Annotated in this window: 21 protein-coding genes; 11 read left to right on the forward strand and 10 right to left on the reverse strand. The window is 67.3% G+C overall.

From position 1 onward, the window contains the following. Nucleotides 1-4: 4 nt before the first annotated feature. Nucleotides 5-1489, reverse strand: a complete 1485-nt coding sequence (locus ACPCHZ_RS27585; protein WP_423487660.1) for a cytochrome P450 — start codon at nt 1487-1489, stop codon at nt 5-7. Between the two features lie 118 nt (nt 1490-1607). Here ACPCHZ_RS27585 and ACPCHZ_RS27590 point away from each other — a divergent pair, with 118 nt between their 5' ends. Together ACPCHZ_RS27590 and ACPCHZ_RS27595 are read left to right on the forward strand one after the other, a co-directional pair. Then, nucleotides 1608-2237, forward strand: coding sequence for a TetR/AcrR family transcriptional regulator (locus tag ACPCHZ_RS27590; RefSeq protein WP_423487661.1), 630 nt, complete (start codon nt 1608-1610; stop codon nt 2235-2237). A 16-nt stretch (nt 2238-2253) separates the two neighbouring features. Beyond that, nucleotides 2254-3120 carry an SDR family oxidoreductase gene (locus ACPCHZ_RS27595; RefSeq protein ID WP_423487662.1) on the forward strand — a complete coding sequence of 289 codons (867 nt, stop codon included), beginning with the start codon at nt 2254-2256 and terminating at the stop codon, nt 3118-3120. On the opposite strand, the gene ACPCHZ_RS27600 is transcribed toward ACPCHZ_RS27595, so the two are convergent. The 3 genes from ACPCHZ_RS27600 to ACPCHZ_RS27610 are packed head-to-tail and all read right to left on the reverse strand — an operon-like array spanning nt 3117 to nt 5984. Then, nucleotides 3117-4304 carry an AAA family ATPase gene (locus tag ACPCHZ_RS27600; protein ID WP_423487663.1) on the reverse strand — a complete coding sequence of 396 codons (1188 nt, stop codon included), beginning with the start codon at nt 4302-4304 and terminating at the stop codon, nt 3117-3119. The genes ACPCHZ_RS27595 and ACPCHZ_RS27600 overlap by 4 nt on opposite strands. A gap of 10 nt (nt 4305-4314) precedes the next feature. Next, a complete protein-coding gene (locus ACPCHZ_RS27605) occupies nt 4315-5382 on the reverse strand; it encodes a DNA polymerase IV (RefSeq protein WP_423487664.1) in 1068 nt (355 codons plus the stop codon). Continuing rightward, on the reverse strand, nt 5382-5984 hold the full coding sequence (locus ACPCHZ_RS27610) for a helix-turn-helix domain-containing protein (protein WP_423487665.1): 603 nt from the start codon (nt 5982-5984) through the stop codon (nt 5382-5384). The genes ACPCHZ_RS27605 and ACPCHZ_RS27610 overlap by 1 nt, the downstream gene beginning before the upstream one ends. An 87-nt stretch (nt 5985-6071) precedes the next feature. Here ACPCHZ_RS27610 and ACPCHZ_RS27615 point away from each other — a divergent pair, with 87 nt between their 5' ends. After that, nucleotides 6072-6614, forward strand: coding sequence for an NADPH-dependent FMN reductase (locus ACPCHZ_RS27615; protein WP_423487666.1), 543 nt, complete (start codon nt 6072-6074; stop codon nt 6612-6614). Nucleotides 6615-6623: 9 nt separating this feature from the next. On the opposite strand, the gene ACPCHZ_RS27620 is transcribed toward ACPCHZ_RS27615, so the two are convergent. Continuing rightward, on the reverse strand, nt 6624-7028 hold the full coding sequence (locus ACPCHZ_RS27620) for a hypothetical protein (RefSeq protein ID WP_423487667.1): 405 nt from the start codon (nt 7026-7028) through the stop codon (nt 6624-6626). A gap of 475 nt (nt 7029-7503) precedes the next feature. Between ACPCHZ_RS27620 and ACPCHZ_RS27625 the strand changes: the two genes are divergently transcribed. From ACPCHZ_RS27625 to ACPCHZ_RS27645, 5 genes are read left to right on the forward strand one after another with little or no spacing between them, the layout of a single operon-like run. Further along, nucleotides 7504-7746, forward strand: a complete 243-nt coding sequence (locus ACPCHZ_RS27625; protein ID WP_264012022.1) for a redoxin NrdH — start codon at nt 7504-7506, stop codon at nt 7744-7746. 39 nt (nt 7747-7785) lie between these two features. Further along, nucleotides 7786-8232 carry a class Ib ribonucleoside-diphosphate reductase assembly flavoprotein NrdI gene (nrdI, locus tag ACPCHZ_RS27630; protein ID WP_423487668.1) on the forward strand — a complete coding sequence of 149 codons (447 nt, stop codon included), beginning with the start codon at nt 7786-7788 and terminating at the stop codon, nt 8230-8232. Beyond that, the gene (gene nrdE / locus ACPCHZ_RS27635; protein ID WP_423487669.1) at nt 8202-10367 is read left to right on the forward strand and encodes a class 1b ribonucleoside-diphosphate reductase subunit alpha; all 2166 of its coding nucleotides are present in this window, start codon (nt 8202-8204) and stop codon (nt 10365-10367) included. The genes nrdI and nrdE overlap by 31 nt, the downstream gene beginning before the upstream one ends. Nucleotides 10368-10394: 27 nt before the next feature. Further along, the gene (locus ACPCHZ_RS27640; RefSeq protein WP_423487670.1) at nt 10395-11150 is read left to right on the forward strand and encodes an NUMOD3 domain-containing DNA-binding protein; all 756 of its coding nucleotides are present in this window, start codon (nt 10395-10397) and stop codon (nt 11148-11150) included. Continuing rightward, nucleotides 11147-11314 carry a hypothetical protein gene (locus tag ACPCHZ_RS27645; RefSeq protein WP_423487671.1) on the forward strand — a complete coding sequence of 56 codons (168 nt, stop codon included), beginning with the start codon at nt 11147-11149 and terminating at the stop codon, nt 11312-11314. Before ACPCHZ_RS27640 ends, ACPCHZ_RS27645 begins: the two co-directional genes overlap by 4 nt. A gap of 19 nt (nt 11315-11333) precedes the next feature. Here ACPCHZ_RS27645 and ACPCHZ_RS27650 read toward each other — a convergent pair whose 3' ends face one another. Continuing rightward, a complete protein-coding gene (locus ACPCHZ_RS27650; protein WP_423487672.1) occupies nt 11334-11720 on the reverse strand; it encodes a DUF5997 family protein in 387 nt (128 codons plus the stop codon). 41 nt (nt 11721-11761) lie between these two features. Here ACPCHZ_RS27650 and ACPCHZ_RS27655 point away from each other — a divergent pair, with 41 nt between their 5' ends. Further along, entirely contained in the window at nt 11762-12475 is a 714-nt protein-coding gene (locus ACPCHZ_RS27655) for a LysR family transcriptional regulator substrate-binding protein (RefSeq protein ID WP_423487673.1), read from the forward strand. 21 nt (nt 12476-12496) lie between these two features. Here ACPCHZ_RS27655 and ACPCHZ_RS27660 read toward each other — a convergent pair whose 3' ends face one another. Further along, a complete protein-coding gene (locus ACPCHZ_RS27660) occupies nt 12497-13033 on the reverse strand; it encodes a hypothetical protein (RefSeq protein WP_423487674.1) in 537 nt (178 codons plus the stop codon). A gap of 273 nt (nt 13034-13306) precedes the next feature. Here ACPCHZ_RS27660 and ACPCHZ_RS27665 point away from each other — a divergent pair, with 273 nt between their 5' ends. Beyond that, the gene (locus ACPCHZ_RS27665) at nt 13307-13501 is read left to right on the forward strand and encodes a hypothetical protein (RefSeq protein ID WP_423487675.1); all 195 of its coding nucleotides are present in this window, start codon (nt 13307-13309) and stop codon (nt 13499-13501) included. A 152-nt stretch (nt 13502-13653) separates the two neighbouring features. On the opposite strand, the gene ACPCHZ_RS27670 is transcribed toward ACPCHZ_RS27665, so the two are convergent. After that, a complete protein-coding gene (locus ACPCHZ_RS27670) occupies nt 13654-13929 on the reverse strand; it encodes a hypothetical protein (RefSeq protein WP_423487676.1) in 276 nt (91 codons plus the stop codon). A gap of 18 nt (nt 13930-13947) precedes the next feature. After that, nucleotides 13948-14358 (reverse strand): VOC family protein, encoded by a 411-nt coding sequence (locus ACPCHZ_RS27675; RefSeq protein WP_423487677.1) that lies wholly within the window; start codon nt 14356-14358, stop codon nt 13948-13950. A 138-nt stretch (nt 14359-14496) separates the two neighbouring features. Between ACPCHZ_RS27675 and ACPCHZ_RS27680 the strand changes: the two genes are divergently transcribed. After that, entirely contained in the window at nt 14497-14850 is a 354-nt protein-coding gene (locus ACPCHZ_RS27680) for a hypothetical protein (protein ID WP_423487678.1), read from the forward strand. 202 nt (nt 14851-15052) lie between these two features. On the opposite strand, the gene ACPCHZ_RS27685 is transcribed toward ACPCHZ_RS27680, so the two are convergent. Beyond that, nucleotides 15053-16234 (reverse strand): NAD(P)/FAD-dependent oxidoreductase, encoded by a 1182-nt coding sequence (locus ACPCHZ_RS27685; RefSeq protein ID WP_364971453.1) that lies wholly within the window; start codon nt 16232-16234, stop codon nt 15053-15055. Nucleotides 16235-16366 lie beyond the last annotated feature (132 nt).

Here is a 16366-nt window from a genome sequence, read left to right on the forward strand (position 1 = left end):
GGCCCTAGTGCAGCGGCCGCAGGACGATCCGCATGCCGTCCTTGGGCACCGGCATACCGCCGTAGTCCCATTCCGTCGTGTACTCGGGGTGCGGCAGTTCCAGCCGGTACTTGCGCAGCAACCGATGCAGGATCGTCTTCACCTCGAGCTGGCCGAACGTCATGCCGATGCACTTGTGCGCGCCGCCGCCGAACGGGCTGAACGCGTAGCGGTGCTTCTTGTGCTCGTTGCGCGGCTCGGTGAACCGCAGCGGGTCGAACTTCATCGGTTCGGGATAGAGCTCCTCGAGCCGGTGATTCATGCCGGGGTAGGCGATGACGTTGGTGCCCTTCGGCAGGTAGTACCCGAGCAGCTCGGTGTCGCGCACGGTCTGGCGCATCGCCCACTGGACGGGCGTGACCAGGCGGATCGACTCGTTCATCACCAGGTCGAGCGACTCGAGCTTGTCCAGCGACTCGATGTCGACGGGGCCGTCGCCGAGCCGGTCGGACTCGTCGCGGCAGCGCTGCTGCCACTCCGGGTTCTTGGCCAGGTGGTAGATCATCGTGGTGGCGGTCGAGGTGGAGGTGTCGTGCGCCGCCATCATCAGGAAGATCATGTGGTTGACGATGTCGGCGTCGGAGAACTTGTTGCCGTCCTCGTCCTCGGTCTGACACAGCACGGTCAGCAGGTCGGAGCCCTCCTTGCCGCGCCGCTCGCGGACCCGCTCCTCGAAGTAGTTCTCCAGCAGTTTGCGGGCCTGCATGCCGCGCCACCACGTGAACGGCGCGACCGGCTTGCGGATGATGGCGTTGCCGGCCCGCGTGGTGGTGGTGAACGCCTTGTTGACCTTGGTCACCAGTTCGTGGTCGGTGCCCGGCTCGTGACCCATGAACACCATCGAGGCGATGTCGAGGGTGAGTTCCTTCATGGCGGGATACATCAGGAAGCGCGCGTCGTTGGCCACCCAGTCCTTGGCGATCACCTGGGACACCACCCGGTCCACCTGTTCGGTGTAGCCGACCAGGCGGGTGCGCACGAACGCCTCCTGCATGATCCGGCGGTGGAACATGTGCTCCTCGAAGTCGAGCAGCATCAGGCCGCGGTGGAAGAACGGCCCGATCACCGGCACCCAGCCCTGCTGGGAGAAGTCCTTGTTGCGATTGGAGTAGACGGCCTGCGCGGCGTCGGGTCCCAGGGCGGTGACCGCGGGCAGAGCGGGGGAGTCGGCGTAGTACAGCGGGCCGTACTTGCGGTAGATGTGCAACAGGTAGTCGGGGCCGCCGCGGAACATCTCGACCATGTGGCCCAGCACCGGCAGACCGGCGTCCCCGATCACCGGCTTGAGGTCGCTGCCCGGAGGCGGGGTCGACATCGGCTTCTGCGGGAACTCGGTCTTCAGCAACCTGCGCTCGAGCGCTCCGAGGCCGGGGAAGTTGTTGATCGACGGTGTCAATCGACGCTTCGCCTGATCGACCAGGTAATCCGTCGTGTTGATCGTCGCCGTCATGTCATGCTCCTCACGCACAGAAACTGTGGCCGCTGTCACTCTTGATCATCATCCTGCTGGGCGCACTTGACGCCTGTCAAGTTTGGATCTGGCCTACTGCGTGCAAAGGTCTAGAGACATGACCGCCGAAACGGAACCCGCGCCGCGGCGCAGCCGTGGCGACCGGCAGCGCGACGCGATCGTCGTCGCCGTCCGGGAACTGCTCGAGGAGCGGTCCTTCGCCGATCTGTCCGTCAGCACCATCAGTGAGCGGGCGGGTGTCGCCCGGTCGGGCTTCTACTTTTACTTCGACTCGAAGTACGCGGTGCTGGCCGTGATCGTCGCCGACGCGATGGCCGAACTCGACAAGCTCACCCACGACTTCGCGCCCCGGGAGGCCGAGGAGTCACCCACGGAATTCGCCAAGCGCATGGTCGGTTACGCGGCCGCGGTGTTCTCCAGCAACGACCCGATCATGCGGGCCTGCACGCTGGCGCGGAACACCGACGCACAGATCCGCGAGATCATGAACGACTTCGAGGACGGCGTGATCGACAAGATCGTCGGCCTCGTCCAGTCCGACGGCGGTGCCCGCCCCATCACCGACGACCTGCCCGCGCTGGTCCGCACGCTGACCGCCACGACGGCGCTGACGCTGTCGCACGACAGCGGCTTCGTCGGTCGCGGCACCGACCCGGCGCGCGGCGTCGACGTCGTGATCCGGTTGTGGCTCAACGCGCTCTGGGGCGGAACCGCCGATCTGGGCTGACGGTAGGGTCACCGCCATGGCGCGAAGCAGTGGTTTCGACGGCAGGCGTTGTCTGATCACCGGGGCCGCCAGCGGCATCGGCCGGGCCACCGCACTGCGGCTGGCGGCCGACGGCGCCGAACTCTTCCTCACCGACCGCGACGAGGCCGGACTGGAGACCACGGTCGCCGACGCCAGGGCGCTCGGCGCCCGCGTGCCCGCGCACCGGGCGCTCGACATCTCCGACCACGACGCCGTCGCCGCGTTCGCGCGCGACATCCACGCCGATCATCCGGCGATGGACGTGGTGATGAACATCGCCGGGGTGTCGGCCTGGGGCACCGTCGACCGGCTCACCCACCAGCACTGGAAATCGATGATCGACATCAACCTGATGGGCCCGATCCACGTCATCGAGACCTTCGTGCCGCCCATGGTGGCGGCACGCCGCGGCGGGCACCTGGTCAACGTCTCCTCGGCCGCCGGACTGGTCGCGTTGCCGTGGCACGCCGCCTACAGCGCCAGCAAGTACGGCCTGCGCGGCCTGTCGGAGGTGCTGCGCTTCGACCTCGCCCGGCACCGCATCGGGGTGTCGGTGGTGGTGCCCGGTGCGGTGAAGACGCCGCTGGTGCAGACGGTGCAGATCGCCGGCGTCGACCGCGACCACCCGAACGTGGCCCGCTGGACCGGCCGGTTCGCCGGACATGCGGTCTCCCCGGAACACGTCGCCGACCGGATCCTGAGCGGCGTGCGGCGCAACCGGTATCTCATTTACACCTCGCCCGACATCCGGGCGCTCTACCTGTTCAAGCGCACCATGTGGTGGCCGTACAGCGTGGCGATGCGCCAGGTGAACGTGCTCTTCAGCCGGGCGTTGCGGCCCGGCCTGCTGCCGCGGGACTAGCGACCGCCCCAGTGCCACGGCGGTGTGTCCAGCATGCCGAGGCCCTCGACCCGGGTCTCCCCGAAGTCCTTGTGCAGGCGGATCTCCGTCGCGGGGGCACCGGAACCGGCGTCGGCGACGGGCACCGCGTCCAACACGTCGAGCACGGCGCGCGAATGGGTGACCACCACGACCTGGGTCTTGTCGGCAGCCGTGCGGACGAGCCGGGCCAGCGGGCGCACCAGGTCCGGGTGCAGCGAGGTCTCCGGTTCGTTGAGCACCATCAGCGACGGCGGCTGCGGGCTGAGCAGCGCGGCTGCCCACAACAGGAAACGCATTGTGCCGTCCGATAATTCGGCCGAACGTAGCGGCCGCAGCATGCCGCGCTGGTGGAGTTGGAGGTCGAACAGGCCGTCGGTGACCGCCACCGAGACCGTCGAACCGTCGAACGCGTCGCCGACCGCACGCTGCAGGTCGTCGAACCCCGCCTCGATGATGGTCTGCACCGCGGCGGCGACGTCGCTGCCGTCGTCGGAGAGCACCGGTGTGCGGGTGCCGACCTGGGGGCGACGGGCCGCGGAGCCGGGGTCGACGCGGAAGCCGTCGTAGAATCGCCAGCCGCGCAACCGGTCCCGGACGGCGGCGAGTTCCGGGTGCGCGCCGGGGTGGGCATACTCGGCCAGCAGGCTGCGGTAGGGCGGCAGCGACCGGGACAGTTCGTCGAAGCCGCGGCCCGACTCCGAGGCGGCCTCTGCGTAGTCCCTGGTTCGTCGGACCAGGATGGACGCGTCGCGTGCGACGGGGCCGGCGAAGATCGCCTCGCGTTTGATCTCGGGGTCGCGCCCGAACTGCGACCTGTGGCCGGGGTCCTGCGGCAGCCCGAGATCCACCAGATAGCCGAAATCGTCTGCTGCGTAGCCGAGTTCGAGGGAAACCGGCCCGGTTCGCAGGGTTCCTTCCGTGCGGCCGGTGCGGCGGGCGCCAGCGAGGTGCTCGGGCCCGGCCCAGAGCGCCGATTGCAGGCCGCCCTCGCGGGCCAGTGACCCGATCACCTCGCCGCGGCCGCAGTCGGCGAGCAGGCGCAGCGCCCGGTAGAGCGACGACTTGCCGCTGCCGTTGGCGCCGGTGACGACGGTCAGGGCGGACAACGGCAGGACGACGTCGCGCAGCGACCGGTATCCGCGCACCGCGACCGTCGTCAGCATGGTGTGCACGCTATGGACGACCTCCGACACCCGCGGGCGCGGCGGACGGCATCGCCAGCTCCAGCCGAACCCCGAGCAACCGGACAGGCCGGTCCAGCTCGAACTGCCCCAGCAGCGCGAGAGCCGTCTGTGTGATGCGGGCCGGATCGTTGCCCGCTGCGGCGAGCTTTCGGATCTTGGTGCGGGTGTAGAACGTGCTGGTGCGCACCGTGACCGCCACCCGCGTCACCACCCGGCCCTGTGCGGTCACCTCGTCGAGGGTGCGGCGGGCGAGATCGACAACGGCCGACTCGATCTCGGCGCGTTCGGTGAGATCGTCGGCGAATGTGACGACGTGGCTGCGTGACCGCGCCACCCACGGTTCGGCGGTCACCGTCGTGTCACCGCCGCCCTTGGCCAGCAACAGGATCCACAGTCCGGTCGTCGGCCCGAATGCCGCAGTGAGCGCCGTCGCGTCGGTGGCGGCCAGGTCGGCGACGGTTTCGATGCCCATCCCCAGCAGCTTCTTGGCGGTCTTCGGCCCGACGCCCCACAGCGCGTCGACAGCGCGGTCGCCCATCACCGCCATCCAGTTGGCGTCGGTGAGGGTGAACACTCCGCCGGGCTTGCCGAAGCCGGTGGCCACCTTCGCGCGCTGCTTGTTGTCGCTGATCCCCACCGAACAGGCCAGCCCGGTCTGTGCGGCGATGCCGGTGCGGATCCGTTGCGCCAGCTCGTTGGGGTCGAGTGTGCCGTCGGGGTCGTCGACGCCGACATAGGCCTCGTCCCAACCCCACACCTCGACCGGATGGCCGAAGTCGCGCAGCAGGTTCATCACCTCGTCGGACGCCGCGTCGTAGGCGTCGGTGTCGAGTGGTACGAACACCGCCTCCGGGCACTTGCGGGCCGCTGCGCGCAGCGGCATACCGGCACGAATCCCGAACGCGCGCGCGGGATACGACGCGCATGTGACGACCTTGCGCGCCTCGGTCGGGTCGCCGTTGCCGACGATCAGGGGCAGGCCCGCGAGGGCGGGATTGCGGCGGATCTCGACGGCGGCCTGGAACTGGTCGAGGTCGACGTGCAGCACCCAGTGCATCAGGTGCCGCACAGCTTGCGTGCCACGGCCTCCCACGCGTCGCCGAGCGTGTCGAGGGTGTGGCCGAGGTCGGCGAGCTGGTGTTCGACGTAGTCGGCGTCGAGGAGGCCGAGCAGGGCATCGGTCTGGGCGTTGAGGTCGCCCGTGGTGCCTGCCGCGTCGAGCAGCATGCGCACGTGGGTCCGGTGCAGGGTGGCAGGCGCGTTGAAGCGGGTCTGCGGGTCCCGCGCCGCGTCGGACAGCAGCGCGTGGTGGGTGTGGACGAAGCGCAGCCGGCTGCGGCCGTAGGCCAGCAACCGCTCGAGTGGGGGCGCTCCGGGACCCAGCGGCGGCGGGCCGAACAGGAAGGCCTGCTGTTCGATCTTCTCGTCCTCGTCCAGCAGCACGATCATCAGGCCGGCCCGGCTGCCGAACCGCCGGAACAGCGTGCCCTTGCCCACGCCCGCGGCCGCCGCCACGTCGTCCATGCTCACCGCGTCCGCGCCGCGTTCGGCGATGAGGTCGCGCGCGGCGTCGAGCAGCAGGGCACGATTGCGGGCGGCATCGCCGCGCTCCTGTGGCGCCTGCTGCGGCAACGGTAACGGGGGTTGCGTCGCGGGCATGTCCTCACTTTAAATCAGTGGGATGAAATCGGACCGTAGTCCGGTTCAACTGTGTGAAGATCTGACCGGATGACCGAAGGGGTGCACATGTCCGATGTCAAGGTGATCGTTCTGCTGGGAAGTCTGCGCGCGGCGTCGATCAACCGCCAGCTGGCCGAGCTCGCCGTGGAGGCGGCTCCGCAAGGGGTCACGCTCGAGCTGTTCGACCGGCTGGGCGAGCTGCCGTTCTACAACGAGGACATCGACAACGACGACGTCGCCGAACCGGTGGCGGCGCTGCGGCGCGCGGCGGCCGAGGCCGACGCGGCGCTCGTCGTCACCCCCGAATACAACGGGAGCATCCCGGGCGTGCTGAAGAACGCCATCGACTGGCTGTCGCGGCCGTTCGGCGACAGCGCGCTCAAGAGCAAGCCGCTCGCCGTCGTCGGCTCCGCGCTCGGGCAGTACGGCGGCGTGTGGGCGCATGACGAGACCCGCAAGAGCTTCGGCATCGCCGGGCCTCGCGTGGTGGAGGACCTCAAGCTGTCGATTCCGGCGAAGTCCTTCGACGGCAGGCACCCGCGGGAGAACGCCGAGGTCGCGGCGAACCTGCGCGACATCGTCGGCAAGCTGGTCGCCGAAATCGGCTGAGGCCTTCCCCTAGGCCTCAGGGCGCAGCACGTGGTCGCGGTAGCGCTGCCAGCTCTCGAACGCCTCGCCTGCCGAGTCGGGTTCGAGGAACACGCCCCCGCCCAGGGCGCGGGCGTCGAAGCGCGCCGCCAGAGCCATCGCGAGGTTCGCCGCATCGCCGCCGCCGCGGAACATCAGAGTGAATCCGTTGACGGGTGCGTCGTCAGCTTCCCGTAGCGACGTCTCGACGGAGAAGCCGTTCCCGGTGCCCTGCCCCCAGCCGTCCGAACCCCAGGTCATGTCGTCGACCAGGGCGTCGATCGCGGCACGGACCTCGCGTGCGGTCCCGATGGCCTCGGGTTGCCAGTCGGCAGGGATCTCCTCCGCTGTCGCCACCTGCTCGGGGAACCGCATGACGAACACGTCCCAACTCATGGGTCCAACCTAAGCGAGCCGGCGGACGCCGACGGACACCAATGTGGCGCACCCCATCGGCGTTTGCTGGAGCGCCTCGGGCGTGGCCCCGGTGCCGGGCCGATGTCGGTGCCCGGTGGTAGACAACTCCCATCTTGCGACACGCGGCGCGTCATCGGGCGCGACACGCCGGGAGTCCCGCCGCGCACGGGCTTACGACCTGGGAATTCCAGAAATGTTATTCAGAACATCTGGTATCCCCTGGCTTTGTCGGACACCAGGTGTAGTGTCTTGCACACCGACAGACCCCCACGGTTCAGAGGTCGGCCGGAGCGCAGAATCCAGTGGTCAGAGCATTTCGGCACCACCGGTCGAGCACCCCGGGCGGCAAGGAATTTTGTGAGTCTGCGGGTCGCTGAACTAGAGCGATATGCAGTCTCCTTTCCGTTGCCAGTCCCGTTCGCACCACCACCGTCACACGCCCGAGGAGCCGTCAATGACCGTCACCGTTTACACCAAGCCGGCTTGCGTGCAGTGCAACGCCACCTACAAGGCGCTGGACAAGCAGGGCATCGCCTACGAGACGGTCGACATCAGCCTCGACAGCGAGGCCCGCGACTACGTCATGGCCCTGGGCTACCTGCAGGCGCCCGTCGTGGTGGTCGGCAACGATCACTGGTCGGGCTTCCGCCCCGATCGCATCAAGGCCCTCGGCGGAGCGGTCGCGGCGACTGCCTGACCGGGTATCCGCGAGGCAGGAAGGAGGGCGAACTCGATCATGACCGGAAACATCATGTACTTCTCCAGCGTCTCGGAGAACACGCACCGGTTCGTCGAGAAGCTCGGCCTGCCCGCCACGCGCATCCCCCTGCGTGAGCGCATCGAGGTCGACGAGCCCTACGTCCTGGTGCTGCCGACCTACGGCGGCGGGCACGCCAACGGTCCGGATCCCGATCACGGGGGCTATGTCCCCAAGCAGGTGATCGCCTTCCTCAACAACGAACACAACCGGTCGTTGATCCGCGGCGTCATCGCCGCGGGCAACACCAACTTCGGCGCCGAGTTCGGCTACGCGGGCGTAGTCGTCTCCCGCAAGTGCGGCGTCCCGTACCTCTACCGTTTCGAACTGATGGGCACCACGGACGACGTCTTCGCCGTCCGTGCGGGCCTGGAAGACTTCTGGAAGGACCAGACGTGTCACCAACCGTCACTGCAGAACCTGTAACCACCGGCGTGCACGCGCTTCCGGGCGAGACGGACTATCACGCGCTCAACGCGATGCTGAACCTGTACGACAAGGACGGCAAGATCCAGTTCGACAAGGACCGGGAAGCCGCGAACCAGTACTTCCTGCAGCACGTCAACCAGAACACGGTCTTCTTCCACAATCAGGACGAGAAGCTCGACTATCTGGTCCAGAAGGACTACTACGAGCGCGAGGTGCTCGACCAGTACTCGCGCAACTTCGTCAAGACGCTGCTGGATCGTGCCTACGCGAAGAAGTTCCGCTTCCCGACGTTCCTCGGCGCGTTCAAGTACTACACCTCCTACACGCTGAAGACCTTCGACGGGAAGCGCTACCTGGAGCGGTTCGAGGACCGGGTGGTGATGGTGTCGCTGACGCTGGCCGCCGGTGACACCGCGCTGGCGGAGAAGCTCGTCGACGAGATCATCGACGGCCGTTTCCAGCCGGCCACCCCGACGTTCCTCAACTCGGGCAAGAAGCAGCGCGGCGAGCCGGTGTCCTGCTTCCTGCTGCGCATCGAGGACAACATGGAGTCCATCGGGCGTTCCATCAACTCGGCGCTGCAGCTGTCCAAGCGCGGTGGCGGAGTGGCACTGCTGCTGAGCAACATCCGCGAGCACGGTGCCCCGATCAAGAACATCGAGAACCAGAGCTCGGGCGTCATCCCGATCATGAAGCTGCTGGAGGACTCGTTCTCCTATGCCAATCAGCTCGGCGCGCGGCAGGGTGCGGGCGCGGTGTACCTGCAGGCCCACCACCCCGACATCTACCGCTTCCTGGACACCAAGCGCGAGAACGCCGACGAGAAGATCCGGATCAAGACGCTGTCGCTCGGCGTGGTGATCCCGGACATCACGTTCGAGCTGGCCAAGAAGAACGAGGACATGTACCTGTTCTCGCCGTACGACGTGGAACGCGTCTATGGCGTGCCGTTCGCCGACATCTCGATCACCGAGAAGTACTACGAGATGGTCGATGACGCGCGGATCCGCAAGACCAAGATCAAGGCCCGCGAGTTCTTCCAGACCCTGGCGGAGCTGCAGTTCGAGTCCGGCTACCCGTACATCATGTACGAGGACACGGTGAACCGGGCCAACCCGATCGAGGGCAAGATCACCCACAGCAACCTGTGCTCGGAGATCCTGCAGGTGTCGACGCCGTCGGAGTTCAACGACGACCTGTCGTACAAGAAGGTCGGCAAGGACATCTCGTGCAATCTCGGGTCCCTGAACATCGCCAAGGCGATGGACTCACCGGACTTCGCGCAGACCATCGAGGTGGCGATCCGCGGACTCACCGCCGTATCCGACCAGACGTCGATCACGTCGGTGCCGTCGATCGAGCAGGGCAACAACGAGTCCCACGCGATCGGTCTCGGGCAGATGAACCTGCACGGCTACCTGGCGCGGGAGCGGATCCACTATGGATCCGAAGAGGGTGTCGACTTCACCAACATGTACTTCTACACGGTGCTATACCACGCGCTGCGGGCGTCGAATCGTATTGCAATCGAACGCGGTTCGACGTTCGGCGGGTTCGAGAAGTCGAAGTACGCGTCAGGGGAGTTCTTCGATAAGTACACCGACCAGGTGTGGGAGCCGGCCACGGAGCGGGTGCGTCAGCTGTTCGCGGACGCCGACATCCGCATCCCCAACCAGGACGACTGGAAGCGGTTGAAGGAGTCGGTGCAGAAGCACGGCATCTACAACCAGAACCTGCAGGCCGTCCCGCCGACGGGGTCGATCTCCTACATCAACCACTCGACGTCGTCGATCCACCCGGTCGCGTCGAAGATCGAGATCCGTAAGGAAGGCAAGATCGGTCGCGCCTACTACCCGGCGCCGTACCTGACCAACGACAACCTGGAGTATTACCAGGATGCGTACGAGATCGGTTACGAGAAGATCATCGACACCTACGCCGCGGCCACCCAGCACGTGGATCAGGGGCTGAGCCTGACGCTGTTCTTCAAGGACACGGCCACCACCCGCGACGTGAACAAGGCGCAGATCTACGCCTGGCGCAAGGGCATCAAAACGCTGTACTACATCCGGCTGCGCCAGATGGCGCTGGCGGGCACTGAGGTGGAAAATTGCGTCAGCTGCATGTTGTGACGCAGGGTCTCTGACAGCAGAGACCCTGTGGCAGGCGAACCTCCGACCGGTGGCGTGATCTATGGGGTCACGCTTCGGTCGGAGTTCGTATATCGCTACGTCGGCCTCACGACCAAATCAGTCGAGATTCGGCTACGGCAACACGTCAAAGTCGCTCGGTCGGGGCGCAAGACGCCGTTCTATGACTGGCTCCGAGTTCACGACGGCGACGGCATCGTCGCCGACGAACTGGAGCGAGTAGAGGGCTTGCAAGAACTCGGGCAGGCGGAAATTCTGTGGATCGAGATGCTTCGGCGGGAGGGACATCCCCTTCTCAATCTGTCGCAGGGGGGTCTCGGTCCAATGGGCATCGAGTGGACCGCCGAGATGCGGGAAGCTGCTCGAATTCGATCGACGGGTCGCAAGGGCGTCAGCAGATTCGCCCAAGAAAATCCGTTTTACGGTCGGACTCACGACGCTGAATTGCGTGCGAAGTGGTCACAACTCCGGCAGGGACAGAATTCGGGCCCGGACAATCCGAACTACGGGAAGTTCGGAGACGGCCATCCGAGCTTCGGCCATGTCATGTCAGAGGAAGCCCGTAGGACGTTGGCGGAGCAGCGACGAGGCGCCGGAAATCCGAACTTCGGGCGTCAGGCGAGTGATGAAACCCGAGCCAAGATGTCGGCGGCGCGCAAGGGGCGGCCGATGCCGTCGAGCAGGCGCAGTGCGCATACCCGGCATCACACCAACCGGGGGATCAAGAAGGACACGTGTCAATACTGCGCTGAAGAGTTGGAATGATGTCGACGACCTTCGAGGCCGTTCTCGTCACCGCACTGGTGCTCGGGATCGTCGTCGCGCTGTTCGCCGGTATCTACGCCTGGGAGAAGTGGGCACGGGGGAGTCGGCTGGAGCGCGGCGTCGATCGCTTCTTCGACCGGCTCAGCGACATGTTTTTCCGCTAGTGGGTGACCGCGGCGTCGGTCAGCTCTCGCGTGCCTGGTCCTCGTGCAGCGCCTTGATGCGTCGCTCCTCGCGCAGCACGTTCTGATAGCTCTCGCGTTCGGCCACCAACCACTCGGGCTTCTCCTCGAGCAGCGCAGTGATCTGCTCGGTGGTCAGCGCTTCGGTGATGCCGCCGCGCGCGAGGCCGGCGATCGAGACGCCGAGCTTGGCCGCCACGAGGTTCTTCGGGTGCGGGCCGTTCTTGCGGAGGTCCTTGAGCCACTGCGGCGGGTCCGCCTGCAGCGCGGCGATATCGGCGCGGGTGATCGGATTCGCCTGGAACTCCGCGGGCGTCGCGGGCAGGTACACATCCAGCTTCTTCGCCGCCGTGGCGGGCTTCATGGACTGCGCGTTCGCCCTGCTCATCGCTCAAGCCTATCGATGAGGCGCGGCGGTAGCCTGATGCGGTGCACCCGGCCTCGCTGACCGTCGGTTACGTCCCCGGTGGGACGCCCGCGAAGTGGGGGCGGATCTGGGCCGAGCGCCACCCCGACGTCCCGCTGCAGTTGCGCATCGTCGCCGCCGCGGATGCGGCCGACGAAGTCAGAGAAGGCGCCGTCGACGTGGCGGTGCTCCGGCTGCCGGCCGAGACGTCCGGGCTGGCCATCATCCCGCTCTACGAAGAGATCACGGTCGCCGTCGTACCGACCGATCACGTGCTCACGGCCGCCGACGAGATCACCGCCGCGGATCTCGACGGTGAGCCGACGGTGCTCCCTCGCGATGACGTCCTGCACTGGGCGGGCGCTCCCGGCGTGCCCGTCGACCACCGGCCCGAGACCACCGAGGAGGCAGTGGAACTCGTCGCCGCGGGAGTCGGCACACTGCTGGTTCCCCAGTCGCTTGCTCGGCTTCACCACCGCAAGGACCTCACCTACCGCCCGATCACCGACGCACCCACCTGTCCGGTGGCGCTCGCCGTTCCGGAAGGGCCGCAGCAGGTGCTGGTCGAGGACTTCATCGGGATCGTGCGAGGCCGCAAGCCCGGTTCGTCGCGGACCCAGGCGCAGCCGGCGCCGAAACGCACGGCACGGGAGAAGACCCTCGCGAAACAGGCTGCCCGCGCCGCTGCCGGAAAGGTCGCCCGCAAGCCGGGCCGGACGGCACGCGGTCGACGCTGAGGTCCCCGACTAAGGGCCGCGTCAGACGAGGAGGTCCGACCAGAACTCGACATGGCGTGCAGCGACCGCCGGCTGTCCGGCGCCGGCGCCGACGAGGAAGTCGATGTACTGCGAGATGTCGCGCCCCGCGACGGCGACGTCGGTCTGTACCACCGACAGCACGGGCGCGCCGGACGAGCCGGCACCGGCAGGCAGGTAGTGGTTCGCATGCAGCGGCAGCAGCCGAGGCGCGCGCGCCAGCTCGTAATTCGCCGTTCGCAGAGCATGTTTCATGCTTGCGGGCCGCGGCCCCCACGCCGGTGGCCAGAACGCACTCCACTCCACCGCGAACAAGATCCCGTCGAGCGGCAGTCGTAGCCGCTTGCTCAGACTGCGGCGTCCCTCGCTGCGCCAGTCGGGCCACGATGGGCCCACCGGTAGCCCTGCGGCGAGGAAGGCCCGGTGGTCGTCGGCGAAGGTGAAGCCCAACGCCTGCTCGACCTCCGCGAGTTCGGCGTCTGTCAGGCCCTGTTCGACGGCCGCCACGCCCGCGGCGGCCAGGCGAGCCGCGGGGGTCAACTCAGCGCACCCTCGATCGTGACGAGCAGCGCGCACAGCGCCCCACTGTCGTGGAGCCCGCGCCGGTCTTCGAATGCGACGGCCATGCACAGAAACACTAGAGGCGTCCGTGAGCACTGCGGGACGCCAACCTGCCGCCCCCTCGGCGCTGACACCGTTGCGACTCAAGGGAAGTTCTTGCAAACGGAAATGTCTTCCGCGCCGGGCACACCCACCGGTATCGATCTTGGCTCGACTCGGTGTCTACTGGTGTTTCCACAGGGAGGGGAGCCCATGACATCGTTCCGGGGATTTGCTGTACAAGGTCTCATGGTGGCGGCTTCTGCGGCCGCGATCCTGATCGGTGCGCCGATCGCAGGTGCGCAGCCCTTCGAGCCCGCCATTGATTGCGGCCCGCTGGAGCCCGACGAGGCGCCTCGGGCCCCTTGGCATCAGCAGATCTGCGACGAGCGCGGGCAAGGGCAGTAGCGGCCCGGCCTGCCCGAACTCCGCGATCTGCCGCAGAACCAAGCCGCAGCAGCCACGTCTACGGCCTCACACTGCACTGAGCGTCTGCTGACGGGCCGCCGAGCCGACCGTGCGGGGCGTCGTCGACTCGACGCCACGAGCTCGACGACTTCCTACACAGTCGACGCGGCCGCGGCGTCACCTTCCCGCAGGCTGTCCAGGACCGCTCCCGCATCCTCGTCGACGTCGCGGTGCCGCACCTCGACCGCGATGCCCGGCTTGACGCCCGCGAGCGCGGGCAGCAGGTGATTCATCACCTGTTCGGCGGTCGCAGGCATTCTTCGGCCGCGTGCCGTCACTTTGGTCCACCGCTCGCCGTCGCGAAAGTAGTGCTCCACACCGGAACCGAAGCGCAGCGTGACGAGGTAACAGTCGTTGGTGAGTCGCATGCCCGGCAGGTTAGCCGCTCACCAGTCGTCGCCCGGCTGCCCTGGTAGGTAGGAGCCGATCGACCACTGCCTGCCCTCCGGGTCGAGCAGTTCGACGCGGTGGTTGCCCCACGGCGTGGTCTCCGGCGCGATGAGCACCGTCGTCCCGGCGGCCGTCGCGCGGTCGTGGATCGCGTCCACGTCGGCGGCGTCGACTACGACGTAGAGCCCTGCGCCGACGCAGTCGCCCTTCACGGCGGGGACGTCGTATCCGCGGTCGTCACGCTGGATGCACACCACCGCATCGCCACGCCTCACCTCGGCGTGAGCGAGGTGGTCGCCGTTGCGGAAGCTGCGCACGACGTCGAACCCGAGAATCCGGGTGATCCAGTCGACCATCGCGTCCGGGTCGCGGTAACAGATGAAGGCGGTCAGATGTGCTGCGGTCACGGAAGAAGGTCTACCGAAGAGGTCCGACACGAAGAACGCCGAGCGCGGACCTGAGCACGAGACCGTGCCTGGGTCCACACTCGGCGGCGCGGGACTGGGTGGGGCTTTCAGCCGACTCTGGTGAACTGAAGAGGGAACGTGAGAAGTTCGGTCACCAGGGTTCCGGTCATCGTGGCCTCATCGATGGTCGTCGTGCTGCCCGGAGCCGCACTGCCGGTCCACACCGTGCCGTTCCGGCGCAGCTCATACGGGCTTGCCGAATTCGTTCGGAGACAATCCGCACCGCACGAGGTGAGGATCCAGGTCTGGTCCAACGTAGAACCGTTCATGCCGCTCACCTTCACTGCATACGTGCCTGCGGTCAGCGGTTCGGCATATGCCGGCGCGGCGAAGATCGCCGACGCGCCAGCAAAGACTCCGACCAAAGCCGCAATTCGCCTAACACTCATTTTCCCCTCCGATTTCGATCCTGGCCACCCCCGGCCGTGCTGAGAGCGTAGCAAACAACGCGGCGAGCTCATCTGGGAATGACCAGACCTTCCGCCCACCGCGACGCTGCATCGTCGGTCGCCAGCACGCGTCGACGGTCGGGGTGCCCGACACGAAGAACGCCGAGTGTGGACCTGACGTACGAGACCGTGCCTGGGTCCACACTCGGCGGCGCCGATGAATCGGCGGGGCGGAAACTTCGGGGTCAGTACTTGTGCTGCGGACCCTGCGCCTTCTTGTACAGCGACTTCAGCATCCGGTCCCGGAACAGCGCGTTGTCGATCAGCTTGATGCCGTTGTTCGCGACGGCGGGGATGCCGGCCAGCTTGTGGAAGTACCGGCCGCGCTTGTACTCCCGGCCCCACGCCGCTTCCATCCGGTTGGCGTAGTTGGTGAAGTCGTCGGGGCCGCCGTTGGTCAGCGCGGCGATCGCGCATTCGCCCGCGGCCAGCCCCGACTCCAGCGCCTTGGAGATGCCTGCGCCGGAGGCCGGCTTGCCCGCACCCAGCGAGTCGCCGGTGAACAGCACGCCCGGGCGCCACGGCGGCCACGCGGTGAAGCCCATCGGCAGTCGCCACGCCCGGACGCTCTTGTTCTTCTTGAGCTCCTCGATCGGCGGCAGTTCCCACTCGCGCGGCAGCGTGCGGAGGAACTCGCCGAGGAACTGGGTGGCGTTGATCGACTGCCAGTTCTTGTAGCTGTTGACGTAGCCCAACCCGATGTTGAAGATGCCGTCGCCCATCGGGAACACCCAGCCGTACCCCGGCAACTGGTCGCCCTGGAACGCCAGCTTGAGGTAGATGTCGAGCGAATCGGAGTCCGGTCGGTTGGCGTGCATCTCCGACCGGATCGCGATGGCCTGATAGCCGTTGTACTGCGAGTCGATCTTCAACGCCCGCTTGATGGGGGAGTAGGCGCCGTCGGCGGCGATCACCGCGTCGCCGTAGACCTTCTCGCCGCCCTTGAGCACCACGCCGATCACCCGGCCGTTGGCGTCGACCTCGGGTCCGGTGACCTCGGCGCCCTGACGCACCTCGGCGCCGGCCGACTCGGCGTGCTTGAGCAGCACCGTGTCGAGGTGGGTGCGGCTGACCGTGTGGCCGTGGTCGGGCATGCCGGGCCGGGTCGGGAACGACAGTTCCCACTGGCTCGGGCTGAACACCGTGACCCGGTTGACCCGGTGGTAGGTGGCCACCTCGTCGGCCAGGCCCATCTTCTGCAGGTAGCTCACCGCGCGGGCGGTCAACCCGTCGCCGCACGGCTTGTCGCGCGGGAACTCGGCCTTGTCCAGGACGACGACCTTCGCGCCGGTCTGGGCGGCCTGCCATGCGGCGGCCGAACCGGACGGTCCACCGCCCGCGATCACCAGGTCGTATCGCTGCGTCATACTTCTCGTCTCGTCGATTGAGCTGTCGCAGAGATAGTACCCAAGTCGGCGGATCCCCTCTGCGCGGGCGAACCGCAGGCCAGCGGCGGTAAGGAATGCGTCACACGTCGGCTATGAGCAGGTCAGCGGCTA

Source organism: Mycobacterium sp. NPDC050041 (assembly GCF_049541695.1).
Taxonomy (GTDB): domain Bacteria; phylum Actinomycetota; class Actinomycetes; order Mycobacteriales; family Mycobacteriaceae; genus Mycobacterium.